This is a genomic window from Rhodovulum sp. YNF3179, from assembly GCF_050586465.1.
GTDB lineage: Bacteria > Pseudomonadota > Alphaproteobacteria > Rhodobacterales > Rhodobacteraceae > CAJXYS01.
This window is the reverse complement of record NZ_JBOCEG010000002.1, coordinates 384,700-397,589: the sequence shown is the minus strand read 5'-3', so window position 1 is coordinate 397,589 and position 12,890 is coordinate 384,700. Positions and strand designations below refer to the sequence as shown.

General features: G+C 69.0%; 9 protein-coding genes. 5 read left to right on the top strand and 4 right to left on the bottom strand.

What is annotated here, in order from left to right; all coding sequences use genetic code 11:
- Positions 1–70: 70 nt before the first annotated feature.
- The 4 genes from bcp to ACQ5SP_RS04835 all read left to right on the top strand — a co-directional run bounded on the left by bcp (position 71) and on the right by ACQ5SP_RS04835 (position 3,408).
- A complete protein-coding gene (bcp, locus tag ACQ5SP_RS04850) occupies positions 71–532 on the top strand; it encodes a thioredoxin-dependent thiol peroxidase (RefSeq protein WP_430937000.1) in 462 nt (153 codons plus the stop codon).
- Positions 533–552: 20 nt separating this feature from the next.
- The gene (locus ACQ5SP_RS04845; RefSeq protein WP_430937179.1) at positions 553–1,350 is read left to right on the top strand and encodes a ferritin-like domain-containing protein; all 798 of its coding nucleotides are present in this window, start codon (positions 553–555) and stop codon (positions 1,348–1,350) included.
- 161 nt (positions 1,351–1,511) lie between these two features.
- The gene (locus tag ACQ5SP_RS04840) at positions 1,512–2,840 is read left to right on the top strand and encodes a DUF5930 domain-containing protein (protein WP_430936998.1); all 1,329 of its coding nucleotides are present in this window, start codon (positions 1,512–1,514) and stop codon (positions 2,838–2,840) included.
- Positions 2,824–3,408, top strand: coding sequence for a bactofilin family protein (locus tag ACQ5SP_RS04835; protein WP_430936996.1), 585 nt, complete (start codon positions 2,824–2,826; stop codon positions 3,406–3,408). Before ACQ5SP_RS04840 ends, ACQ5SP_RS04835 begins: the two co-directional genes overlap by 17 nt.
- Positions 3,409–3,508: 100 nt before the next feature.
- Here the strand turns inward: ACQ5SP_RS04835 and ACQ5SP_RS04830 are convergent, their stop codons facing one another.
- From ACQ5SP_RS04830 to ACQ5SP_RS04815, 4 genes are all read right to left on the bottom strand, one after another.
- A complete protein-coding gene (locus ACQ5SP_RS04830; protein WP_430936994.1) occupies positions 3,509–4,303 on the bottom strand; it encodes a DUF2189 domain-containing protein in 795 nt (264 codons plus the stop codon).
- Between the two features lie 172 nt (positions 4,304–4,475).
- Entirely contained in the window at positions 4,476–5,603 is a 1,128-nt protein-coding gene (gene prfB, locus ACQ5SP_RS04825; protein ID WP_430936992.1) for a peptide chain release factor 2, read from the bottom strand.
- 79 nt (positions 5,604–5,682) lie between these two features.
- Positions 5,683–8,229, bottom strand: a complete 2,547-nt coding sequence (locus tag ACQ5SP_RS04820; RefSeq protein ID WP_430936990.1) for a penicillin-binding protein 1A — start codon at positions 8,227–8,229, stop codon at positions 5,683–5,685.
- 134 nt (positions 8,230–8,363) lie between these two features.
- Positions 8,364–9,605, bottom strand: a complete 1,242-nt coding sequence (locus ACQ5SP_RS04815) for an N-acetylmuramoyl-L-alanine amidase (RefSeq protein ID WP_430936988.1) — start codon at positions 9,603–9,605, stop codon at positions 8,364–8,366.
- A gap of 424 nt (positions 9,606–10,029) precedes the next feature.
- Between ACQ5SP_RS04815 and ACQ5SP_RS04810 the strand changes: the two genes are divergently transcribed.
- The gene (locus tag ACQ5SP_RS04810) at positions 10,030–12,771 is read left to right on the top strand and encodes an Rne/Rng family ribonuclease (protein ID WP_430936986.1); all 2,742 of its coding nucleotides are present in this window, start codon (positions 10,030–10,032) and stop codon (positions 12,769–12,771) included.
- Positions 12,772–12,890: the final 119 nt, after the last annotated feature.

Here is a 12,890-nt window from a genome sequence, read left to right as displayed (position 1 = left end):
GCCCTTTCCTTCCATTTATTCGAACTAGGACTCCAAGGACAATCAAACTCGGGTCAACAGGGGGCTACCCATGCCAGATGTAGGCGAGATCGCGCCGGATTTCACGCTGCCGCGCGACGGCGGAGACATGGTGACGCTGTCGGCTTTGCAGCCGAAGGCGGTTGTTCTGTATTTCTACCCGCGCGACGACACGTCGGGCTGCACCAAGGAAGCACTCGGATTCACCGAGCACGCCGACGCCTTCGCGGCCGCCGGTGCCGTGGTGCTGGGCGTGTCGAAGGACAGCGTCGCCAAGCACGAGAAATTCGTCTCGAAATACGATCTCGGGGTGGCGCTGCTCTCTGACGAAGAGGGCGATGTCTGTGAACGCTACGGCGTCTGGACCGAGAAGAAGATGTACGGCAAGAGCTTCATGGGCATCGAGCGCGCGACCTTCCTCATCGACGGCGCGGGCCGCGTCGCGCGGGTCTGGCGCAAGGTGAAGGTGCCGGGCCACGTCGAGGAGGTGCTGGACGCGGTCCGCGCCCTGTGACCGCCGACACGCTTGCAGAGATGGCGGTGGAGGTTCTGACCACCGCCGACGGGCGCGCCAAGACGGCGCTCTCGCGGGCCCACGCGGCGCGCTGGTTCGCCGCGCGCGAGGCCGGCACGCCCTTGCCGGTCGGCCGCGCCGACCCGCCGCCGCGCCCGGCGCGGCCCGAGAAGCCCGCGCTCCTGTCACCCCGCGAGGTGCCGCGCCGGCGCCCCGGCAGCCCCGAGGGCCGGATCGCGATCCTGCACGCCATCGCGCATATCGAACTGAACGCCGTCGACCTGCACTGGGACATCATCGCGCGCTTTCCGGACGTGCCGATGCCCATGGGCTTCTTCGACGACTGGGCCAAGGCGGCGGACGAGGAATCCAAGCATTTCAACCTTGTCTCGGACTGTCTCGAACGGCTCGGAAGCCATTACGGCGCCCTGCCCGCTCATGCCGGCATGTGGCGTGCCGCCGAGGACACCGCCGCCGACCTGATGGGCCGGCTCGCCGTGGTGCCCATGGTGCTGGAGGCGCGCGGGCTCGACGTGACGCCGGGCATGATCGATATCTTCCGCAAGGCCGGCGACGCCGAGGCCGTCGCCGCGCTGGAGACGATCTACGCCGAGGAAGTGAGCCATGTCGCCTATGGCTCGAAGTGGTTCCATTTCCTGTGCGGACGCCATGACCGCGATCCGAAGACGGTCTTCCACGACCTCGTGCGAACCTATTTCAAGGGCGCGCTCAAGCCCCCCTTCAACGAGGAAAAGCGCGCCGAGGCCGGGCTGCCGCCCGATTTTTACTGGCCCCTGACCGAGGGGGACGCCAGCTAACCCGGTGCTTAAGGTTTCGGCAGGAATTCGCCGGTTTGCCGTCCCACCTGTGCAAATTGGTCAAAAATCTTGCGCAATACCGCGTGGTTAAGTAACCACGAACCGGCGCGACAGGGGATGAACGTCCTGCGCCACGCTTGGGGGAAACGGGGACAGAGCTCTTGGCTTCACGTCTGAAACGGAAGATTCACCTGCTGCTGGAAAAGCATCTGCCGGAACAGCGGCTCTTTCTTCGATCCGACCAGGCCACGCGCTATGTCCGGCTCAAATCCTCGACCCAGGCCGCCATGCTCGCGGGCGGCGGCGCCTTCGTCGCCTGGACCATCCTTGCCACCGCCGTCCTGCTGATGGACTTCGTCGGCACCGACAGCGTCCGCGAACAGGCCCAGCGCGAACGCGAGATCTACGAGACCCGGCTGAACGAACTGGCGCTGGCGCGCGATGCCCGCGCCGAGGAGGCCCAGCGCGCCCAGGATCGCTTCTACGTGGCGCTCGAACAGGTTTCGACCCAGCAGGAGGAACTGCTGGCCTCCGAGGATCGCCGGCGCGAGCTGGAGACCGGGATCGAGGTGATCCAGAAAACCCTGCGCCGCACGATCCGTGAACGCGACACCGCGCTGGAACGCGTCGCGGCGCTGGAAACCGAGCTGGCCGAGGTCACCGGCGCCACCAGCAGCGTGGCCGGCCGGAACGCCGAGCTTGCCAACACGCTCGACGTGGTGGCCGCGGCGCTGACGGATACCGCGGCCCAGCGCGACGGCATCGCCGCCGAGGCGATGAGCCTGGCAGAACGGGTGGATTCGCTGCAGATGCAGGCCCGCCTGACCGAGGAGCGCAACAACCGCATCTTCTCGCGGCTCGAGGAGGCGGTGTCGGTCTCGCTCGAACCGCTCGACAAGATGTTCGAGAGCGCCGGCATTCCCGCCGACAAACTTATCGAGGATGTCCGCCGGAGCTATTCGGGCCAGGGCGGCCCGCTGACGCCGATCTCCTACTCGACCAAGGGCACGCCGCCCGACGCCACGACGCGCCGCGTCAACGCGCTGCTGGGCCGGCTCGACGAGATCAATCTCTACCGGCTGGCGGTCGACCGCGCGCCGCTGGATTTCCCGGTCAAGGCCGGCTACCGCTTCACCTCGGGCTACGGGCCGCGCAACGGGCGCATGCATGAGGGCATCGACCTTGCCAGCCCGCATGGCACCGGGATCCACACCACCGCCGACGGCGTGGTCACCTTTGCCGGCTGGCTGTCGGGCTATGGCAAGCTGGTGAAGATCCGCCACAGCCTCGGCTATGAAACCCGCTACGGCCATCTGAGCCGGATTCGCGTCAAGGTCGGGCAAAGGGTATCGCGTGGCGACCGGATCGGTGATATGGGAAACACGGGCCGGTCGACCGGCACTCACCTCCACTATGAAGTCCGGGTCGGCGGGAAGGCCGTCAATCCGATGACATACATCAAGGCTGCGAGAAATGTTTTCCAAAAGTAGAATCAACGAGCCCGGTCCCAAGCAGGCGGGCGAGACGGAGACTTCGAAAACCGAGTCCGCGACCGCGCCGAAGCCGGCCGCCGATACCGGATCCGCGGCGCCGCATTCGACCAAGCCGAAGCCGTCGCCGTCGGTCCTGTCGTCCGACCTGACGATCAAGGGGAACCTCCGGACCACCGGCGACATCCAGGTCGAGGGCAATGTCGAGGGCGACATCCGCGCCCATATGCTGACCGTCGGCGAGGGCGCGACCATCAAGGGCGAGGTCGTCGCCGACGACGTGGTCGTCAACGGCCGCGTGGTCGGACGCGTGCGCGGCCTCAAGGTGCGCCTCACCTCCACCGCCCGGGTCGAGGGCGACATCATCCACAAGACCATCGCCATCGAGAGCGGTGCCCATTTCGAGGGCTCGGTCCAGCGCCAGGACGATCCGCTGAACAACGGCGGCGGCGGCGCCAAGACACAGCAGCCGGCGCAGGGCGGCGGCCAGCCGGCCGCCAAGGCGCAGCAGCCGGCCGGCACGGGCACGGGCGGCGGTCAGTCGGGCGGCAGCGCCAAGAACGGCTGAGACCGCGCACCCACGCAATGGACGGATTTGCGCGCCTTCGGGCGCGCAAATTGTATCTGCCCCGGCCGGACAGCCGCCGCGCGACGGGCCTGCCCCCCGTTCAGGCCGGCGCGTCCGCGAAGGTCACCGCCCGGCGGTAGAGATGCCAGGTCGCGTGCCCCAGCACCGGCAGCGCGACGAACAGCCCCAGGAAGAAGGGCAGCATCCCCACGGCCAGGCTGGCGACGATCAGCCCCGCCCAGATCATCATCACCGGGAAGTTCCGCGTCACCAGCGAGAAACTCGCGATCATCGCCGTCACGAAATCCAGTTCGCGGTCGAGCAGCATCGGCAGCGACACCACGGTGACCGAGAACAGCACGAAGGCGAAGCCGGCGCCGATCGCCGAGCCGACGGCCAGCATGCTCAGCCCGTTGGCGGTGAGGAACACCTCGAAAGAGGTCGAAACGTTCGTCATCACCTGCAGCCCCATGAACAGCGCGAAGATCATGTGGCCGATGAACACCCAGACCAGGAAGATGAAGATGATCACCGTCGACATGGACGGGATCTGGCGGTTCTTCTCGCGCAGCACGACGCCCAGAACCTCGCCCCAGGGCAGGTCGGCCCCGGCTTCGAGCCGGCGGCTGACCTCGTAGAGCCCGACCGCCGCGAAGGGCGCGATCAGCGGAAAGGCCACCATCAGCGGCAGCGCCCAGACCAGGTTGCCAGGCGGCACCAGCAGCAGGAACAGCGCCATGCCGCCAAGCACGTAGACGCCGCTGAAGAACAGCCCGAAGGCCGGCGCGCGGGTGAAATCCCGCCATCCCAGCCGCAGCGCCTCGGCGATGTCGGCGGTGGAGACCTCGCGGATCTCTGGCGGCGCCGAGGGCGCTGCGGGCGCGGTATCGGTCATGTCGTCGTCCTCCCTCTGTATAGAAGGATGATTTCGCCGCCGCCCGGTTCGGTCAAGCCCCCTGCCGCGGGCCGGGGCTGTGGCCGTGCAAAGACGGGCCCGCCCGGATCAGGCGCCGGGGGCCTTGCCGATCATTTGCTTGCGTGGGTCCGGGGCGGGTCGCGCCGGGTGGTCAGGCATCCGCCTGGGCCTCGGCGCGGGACTTGCCGGTGACGTCCAGCGCCAGCGTCGCGGCCATGAACCGGTCGAGATCGCCGTCGAGCACGCCGGAGGTGTCCGAGGTCTCCACGCCGGTGCGCAGGTCCTTCACCATCTGGTAGGGCTGCAGCACGTAAGAGCGGATCTGGTTGCCCCAGCCCGCTTCGCCCTTGGCCTCGTGCGCCTCCTGGATGGAGGCGGTGCGCTTTTCCAGCTCCATCTGGTAGAGCCGCGATTTCAGCGCCTTCATGGCGATGTCGCGGTTCTGGTGCTGGGATTTCTCGGAACTGGTGACGACGATGCCGGTGGGGATGTGGGTGATCCGCACCGCCGAGTCCGTCGTGTTCACGTGCTGGCCGCCCGCGCCGGAACTGCGGTAGGTGTCGACGCGGATATCGGCGGGGTTCACCTCGATCTCGATGTTGTCGTCCACCACCGGGTAGACCCAGACCGAGCTGAAGGAGGTATGCCGGCGCGCCGCGCTGTCATAGGGCGAGATCCGCACCAGGCGGTGCACGCCGGATTCGGATTTCAGCCAGCCATAGGCGTTCGGGCCGCTGATCTTGTAGGTGGCCGAGCGGATGCCGGCCTCGTCGCCGGCGCTCTCGGCCTGCAGCTCGACCTTGTAGCCATGGGCCTCGGCCCAGCGCACATACATCCGCGCCAGCATCGCCGCCCAGTCGCAGCTCTCGGTGCCGCCGGCGCCGGCGTTGATCTCGAGATAGGTATCGTTGCCGTCGGCCTCGCCGTCGAGCAGCGCCTCGATCTCTTTCTGCGCCGCCTTCTCGGCCAGCGCCTTCAGCGCCGTCTCGGCCTCCTTGATGACGTCCTCGTCGCCTTCGGCCTCGCCCATGTCGATAAGCTCGACATTGTCCTCGAGATCCTGCGCGATGCCCTTGACGGTGTCGATCGCGTCGACGAGCTGCTGGCGGTCGCGCATCAGCTTCTGGGCGCGGGCCGGATCGTTCCAGAGCTCCGGATCCTCGGTCATCGCGTTGAATTCTTCCAGGCGGTGCCCGGCCGTCTCCCAGCCCACGCGCTGCTTCAGAAGCTCCAGCGATTTCTCGATCTTCTCGACGGTGTTCTGCGCCTCGGCACGCATGGGGGGGCCACTCCTGGCAAGGATCTGTCAGACGCCGGTTGTAATCCCGCACCGGGGTCGCGGCAACCCCGGCCGCCGGTCAGTAGAGTCCGCCCGCCGACATCGAGCCGAAGCTCGTCGTGTTGCCGCCCTGCGCGCCACCGTCCCCGGCGGTGCCGTCGCGCGCCAGGCCGTCGAGCCCCTCTTCATCGCGGCGGCCGGGCTCTTCGCCGGGATTGAACATCGGCAGGTTGGATCCCATCGCGAAACCGCCGTCCACGACGTTCAGAACGCCGTAGAGCGGCTCGTCGCCCTCGCGGAAATACTCGGCCACCACGTTCGGCCCGCTGGCATCGTTCGGCAGGCGCTCGCCGGTGTAGCGGTCGATCTTGACGTAGCGCCCGCCCGGCGGCGTCTTGAAGCTGGAGCCACCGTAAAGGTCCACCGCCCTCTGCATGAAGGCGTTGAAGACCGGTGCGCACATGGACCCGCCAAAGGCCCCGCGCCCCAGCGGCTTGGGCCGGTCCATGCCCATGTAGCAGCCCGCCACGATGTTGGAGGTGAAGCCGATGAACCAGACGTCCTTGGCATCGTTGGTGGTGCCGGTCTTGCCCGCCGTGGGCACGCCGAGGTTCACCCGCCCGGCGGCGGTGCCGCGCTGGACGACCCCCGTCATCATCGAGCGCAGCTGGTGCGCGGTGATCGCGTCGATCACGCGCGTCCGGTTCGAGACCAGCGTCGGCGGCTCGCCCCGGCTCAGCCGCGGGCTGCGGCAGTCGAGGCAGTCCCGATTGTCGTGGCGGTAGATGGTGCGCCCCCAGCGATCCTGCACCCGGTCGACCAGCGTGGGCTCGACCCGTTCGCCGCCATTGGCGAACATCGCATAGGCCGCCACCATGTCGAAGAGCGTGGTCTCCTGGCTGCCCAGCGCATTGGCGAGGTAAGGCTGCAAATCCTCGTAGACGCCGAAGCGCTCGGCATATTCCGCGACGGTCTCCATGCCGATTTCCTGGGCCAGCCGGATCGTCATCAGGTTCCGCGACCGCTCGATGCCGGTGCGCAGCGGCGTCGGCCCGTAGAACTTGCGGCTCGCGTTGCGCGGCCGCCAGATGCCGTCGGCGGTCTCGACCTCGATGGGCGCGTCGATCACGATCGTGGCCGGCGTGTAGCCGGAATCGAGCGCCGCCGCATAAACCAGCGGCTTGAAGGCGGAGCCGGGCTGCCGGGTCGCCTGGGTCGCGCGGTTGAAGACCGAGTCCTGGTAGGAAAACCCGCCCTGCATCGCCAGAACGCGGCCCGTCTCGACGTCCATCGCCATGAAGCCGCCCTGGATTTCCGGGATCTGGCGCAGCGAGAACTGGACGATCTCCCCCGCGTCGTCGCGCTCGGCGCGCACATGGACGACATCGCCCACCGCCAGCACGTCGGCCGGGTGCCGCGCGCCGCCGATCCAGGCGGCGTCGCCGGCCGGGATCCGGTGCCCGCCCTGGCGCGTCTCGACTCCCTCGACGCCGATCACGGCCTCGGCCCCGTCGATGTCCAGCACCACCGCCGGCGCCCAGCCGGCGATGTCGCGCGCCATGTCCACCGCGCGCAGCGCTTCCCGCCAGAGCCGTTCCTCGGCCAGCTTCGCCGGGTCGATCCGGGCCAGGGGGCCGCGCCATTCGCCCTGAGCGCGATCGTATTTCTCCAGCCCCGCCCGGAGCTCGCGTGCCGCCACGGTCTGCAACTCCGGGTCGACCGTCGCGCGGATCGCAAGCCCGCCGCCGAAGAATTCGTCCTCGCTGTAGCGGTCCGAGAGCTGGCGGCGGATCTCGTCGGTGAAATAATCCCGCGGGGGCAGCGTCGACTTGAAGGAGGCGATCGCCCCGCCCTGCACGGTCACGAGATCGCTGGCCCGCGCCGCCTGGTAGCGCGCTTCGTCGATGTAGCCGTTCTCGAACATCTCGCGCAGCACGAAGTTGCGCCGGTCGATCGCCGCCGTCTTTTCGCGGACGGGATGATAGTTCGACGGGGCCTTGGGCAACGCGGCGAGATAGGCGGCCTCGGCCGGCGTCAGCTCTTCGAGGGTCTTGTTGAAATAGGTCTGCGCGGCGGCCGCGACCCCGTAGGAGTTCTGCCCCAGGAAGATCTCGTTGAGGTAGAGCTCGAGGATCTCTTCCTTGCTGAGCGTTTCCTCGAGGCGGGTGGCGAGGATGATCTCCTTGATCTTGCGCTCGCCCGTGCGGTCACCGGAGAGCAGAAAGTTCTTCATCACCTGCTGCGTGATCGTCGAGGCGCCGCGCAGCGTTTCGCCGCGGGTGCGGATCGCGTCGATCAGCGCCGAGACCATGCCCCGGGCATCATAGCCCTTGTGAATGTAGAAATTCTTGTCCTCGGCCGAGATGAAGGCGTGCTTGACCAGCTCGGGGATGTCCTCGGAGGCGGTAAAGAGACGCCGCTCTTCCGCGAACTCGTCCATCAGCCGGCCCTCGCCGGAATAGATGCGGCTGATGGTGGGCGGCGCGTATTGCGCCAGTTGCTCGTGGTTCGGCAGGTCGCGCGAATACATCCAGAGCACGGCCCCGATGGTGAAGGCCGCCATCACCAGACCGATGGTGATCCAGCTGAAGATGAACCCGAAGAATGACAGGATGGCCCGGATCACGGCTTGCCCCTTTGCAGCACAGGGTCCCTATATAGGCAGGCCGGCAACGCCCGTCAAAAGCCCATGCGTCCGTCTCAGCCGAATCTCGCCACACCGTGACCACGCGCGGGGATCCGGCCACGCGCGGCGCCGGGTCAGCGCCTGAGCAGCTCCGCCTCGGCCGCGTCCTCGATCGCCCAGGCGTCGAGCCCCGCCAGGATGCCGGCGGTCGCGCGCGCGCGCCAGGCGGGATCGGTCAGGTTCGCGAGGTCGCGCGGGCTCGACATGAAGCCCACCTCGATCAGCGCCGAGGGAATCTCGGGGGCCTTCAATACCGAGAACCCGGCCTTGAGCCAGGGCCGCTTGTGCAGCTCGGCCGTGGCCGCGCCCAGCCCCTCGACGAGCCTCTGGGCCAGCCGCTCGGACCGGGGGACGGTCTCGGTCCGGGCAAGGTCCATCAGCACCCCCGCCACCATGTCCCCCTGGTCGCCGAGATCGACCCCTGCCAGCAGGTCATCGCGGTCGTGGCGTTCGGCCAGTTCGGCCGCAGCCGCGTTCGAGGCCGTCTCGGACAGGGTATAGATCGTGGCGCCGCGTGCATGACCCTCGGGCAGCGCGTCGGCATGGAGCGACAGGAACACGTCCGCTCCGGCCGCGCGGGCCCGGCTCACCCGGGCCTGAAGCGGCACGAAAACGTCCTCGGCCCGGGTCAGGATCACCTCGTAACGCCCCGACAAAACGAGCTTTTCCTGCAATTCCCGTGCGAAGGTCAGCATCAGGTCCGCCTCGTCGTGCCCGCCATACTGGGCGCCGGGGTCGATACCGCCATGGCCGGGGTCGAGCACGACGACGAGGGGCCGGTCGCCGGTCTGGCGCCGCTTCGGCGGCGGCGCGGGGGCCGGTCCCTCCGGCCAGAGCGCCCCGGGCGGCGCGCCCGCCGCGGCGGTGAAGTCCTCGGCCGGCACGGGGGCGAGCCGGATGTCGATCCGCGCGCTGCCCGCGGCGGGATCGGTCGTCATGCCCGCCGCCGCCACGCCGAGCGGCGCGTCGAGATCGAGCACGAGCCGCGACCAGCCGGCGCGGAACGCCCCCATCCGGAGCGCGGAGATCCCCGGCGCCGCGCCGAGCGCATCCGGGGTCAGCCCGTCGAGCCGCGTCTGGCGCAGATCGACCACCAGCCGCCGCGGCGCATCCAGCGTGAAGACCCGCCACGGCACCGCCTGCGTCAGCTGCAGCGACAGCCCGACGCCCGCGCCCGCGGCGCGCAGCGCGCTGCCCTCCGCCGCCAGCCGCGCACGGGCCGTCAGCTCGTCCGCGGCCGTGCCGGACCCCGGCAAAACCGCCATCAAGAGCGCGGCCACCGCCGCGCGCAAGGCCTGGCCAAACTGCCCGAACATGCCCGTATCCGCCCCGTTTTTCGCCTGCCTTATACGCCCGCGTCCCGGGGAAAAACAGCATTGTCATTTCCCGGCGAAACCCGCTATGGTCTCCGGACGGTGGCAGCCATCCGATTTTTGACGCACCACCGCACAGGTTTCGCTGTTCAGTAGATGCATTGCGCGCGACGCCAAGGCAGCGCCGGACAGACCGATCAGGCCGAAAGGCCAACGCGCCGCCCGCTGGACGGGCGCAGACAAGCATGATGCCGCACCGGCATCGGAGAAGAAACGCGATGAGACGCGACGGGCAAGAGACATACGCAACCGGGCCGGCCAGCGCCGCCCCCCGTGCGTGCCCGGCGTCGCCAATCGCCCAGACACGACAGGTTCCTCCCGCCCGCACCGCAAGGCGCCGGGCCGCAGGGACATGCGAAGAGATTACATGGCTAAGAAAATGCTCATCGACGCCACCCACGCGGAAGAGACCCGCGTCGTGGTGGTGGACGGCAACAAGGTCGAGGAATTCGACTTCGAGTCCGTCAACAAGCGGCAACTCGCCGGAAACATCTATCTTGCGAAAGTAACCCGGGTCGAGCCCTCGCTGCAGGCGGCCTTCGTCGATTACGGCGGCAACCGGCACGGGTTCCTGGCATTCTCCGAGATCCACCCGGACTACTACCAGATCCCGGTGGCCGACCGGCAGGCCCTGCTCGAGGAAGAGCAGGAATACGTCCGCCAGCAGGCGGAGGAAGAAACCAGGGAAAAACCGTCGCGGTCGCGCAAGTCGCGCGGCGGCCGGCGGCGCAAGGCCCCCGACAGCGTCGCCGAGAAGACGGCGACGGACGGCGATCCGGTCGCCAGCAAGCCCGCCGGGGACATCCCGGGCATGGGCGTGGTCGATCTCGAGACCGGGGAAGACACCGCCGCGGCCCCGATCGAGGGCTTCGGGCAGGACGCCGCTTCCGAGCCCCCGTCTGATGCGCCGGAGTCACCCGCCGACACCGCCCCGGAGGCCACCGCGACCGAGACGGCGCCGGACGCCGAGGCCGGCCAGACCGGCGATGCCACCACCGATGCGGACCCGGAGCCCGACGCCGCCGAGGACAGCGCGCCCCCGGACGCCGCGACCCGTGACACCCAGATCGAGTCGGTCGCCAGCGAGGACGTGGAAGAGGAAATCCGCCGCCCGCGCAAGCCGCGCTCGCGCCGCTACAAGATCCAGGAGGTCATCAAGGTCCGCCAGATCCTGCTGGTGCAGGTCGTCAAGGAGGAACGCGGCAACAAGGGCGCCGCGCTGACCACCTATCTCAGCCTGGCCGGGCGTTACTGCGTGCTGATGCCGAACACCGCCCGCGGCGGCGGGATCAGCCGCAAGATCACCAACGCGGTCGACCGCAAGCGGCTGAAGGCCATCGCCACCGAGATCGACGTGCCGCAGGGCGCCGGGCTGATCGTCCGCACCGCGGGCGCCAAGCGCACCAAGGCCGAGATCAAGCGCGACTACGAATACCTGCAGCGGCTTTGGGAACAGATCCGCGAGCTGACGCTGAAATCCGTCGCGCCCGCCCCGATCTACGAGGAGGGCAACCTCATCAAGCGGTCGATCCGCGATCTCTACAACCGCGAGATCGACGAGATCTTCGTCGAGGGCGAGGAAGGCTACCGCCTGGCCAAGGACTTCATGAAAATGCTCATGCCGTCCCATGCCAAGAACGTGAAGCATTACACCGACCCGCTGCCGCTCTTCGCGCGCTACCAGGTGGAAAGCTACCTGTCCTCGATGTTCAACCCGACGGTGCAGCTGCGGTCCGGGGGCTACATCGTGATCGGGGTCACCGAGGCGCTGGTCGCCATCGACGTGAACTCCGGCAAGGCGACCAAGGAAGGCTCGATCGAGGAGACGGCGCTCAAGACCAACCTCGAAGCCGCCGAGGAAGTGGCGCGCCAGCTGCGGCTGCGCGATCTCGCCGGCCTGATCGTCATCGACTTCATCGACATGGACGAGAAGAAGAACAACGCCGCCGTCGAGAAGCGCATGAAGGACAAGCTCAAGACCGACCGCGCCCGCATCCAGGTCGGCCGCATCTCGGGCTTCGGCCTGATGGAGATGAGCCGCCAGCGGCTGCGCCCCGGCATGATCGAGGCGACAACTGCGCCCTGCCCGCACTGCCACGGCACCGGGCTGATCCGCAACGACGAGAGCATGGCGCTCTCGATCCTGCGCCAGCTCGAGGAAGAGGGCGTGCGCAAGCGTGCCGGCGAGGTGCTGGTCAAGGCACCGGTCGGCATCGCCAATTTCCTGATGAACCAGAAGCGCGCCCATATCGCCATGATCGAGGCCCGCTACGCGCTTTCCGTGCGGATCGAGGCCGACCCCGCGCTGGTCAGCCCCGACCACACGATCGAACGGTTCAAGACCGCCTCGCGGCCTGTGGCCGAGGTGCCCTCGCCCGTGGTGTCGGTCGATTCGCCCCTGCCCGAGGCCGACCCCATCGAGCCGGACGAGACGGTGGAGGCCGCCGAGGCCCCGGCCCCGGCCCCGCGGCCCGAGGGCGAGCCGGGCGACGGCCAGCCCAAGAAGAAACGCCGCCGCCGCAGGCGTCGCGGCAAGGGCGGTGGCAACGGCAACGGCGAGGCCCAGAAGCCCGCCGACCAGAGCACCGACCAGGCCGCCGAGGGCGAGAGCCCGGCCGAAGGCGCGGCGGCGGTTCCGGCCGCGGCCGAGGAAACGGACGCCCCCCCTGCCGAGGCCACGCCGGAGGCCGAGACGGCCGAAGCGCCCAAGCCGCGGCGCAGCCGCGCGCGCAAGAAGCCGAAGGCCGACGAGGCCGCGCCCGCCGAGGCCGGCACGGAGGCTGCGGAGGCCACGGCCGAAGACGCCGAGGCCAAGCCCAAGCGCAAGCGCGCGCCAGCCCGCCGCAAGAAGCCCGAACCGGCACCCGAGGCGGCCGAGGCGGCCGCGGAGCCGACGCCCCCCGAGACGGCGGCGCCGGCAGAGCCCGCGCAGCCATCGTCGGCGGCGCCGGAACCGCAACCGGCCCCCGCGCCGGAGGCTGAACCGGCAGTGGCCGAGGCCCCGGCCACCGCGCCTGAAAAGACGCCGGAAATGGCCGAGACCGCCGAGACCACGCCCGACGAGAAGCCAAAGCCGAAACGGCGCGGCTGGTGGGCGCTCGGGCGCTGATCCCGGTATGCCATGACGGCGCCGGTCCCCGGACGGGGCCGGCGCCGATCACTTTCGCGCCAGCGCCCGCCTTTCCCGGGCTGGCGCGCGGGTCCGGATATGCTAGGACCGGCTGAGCC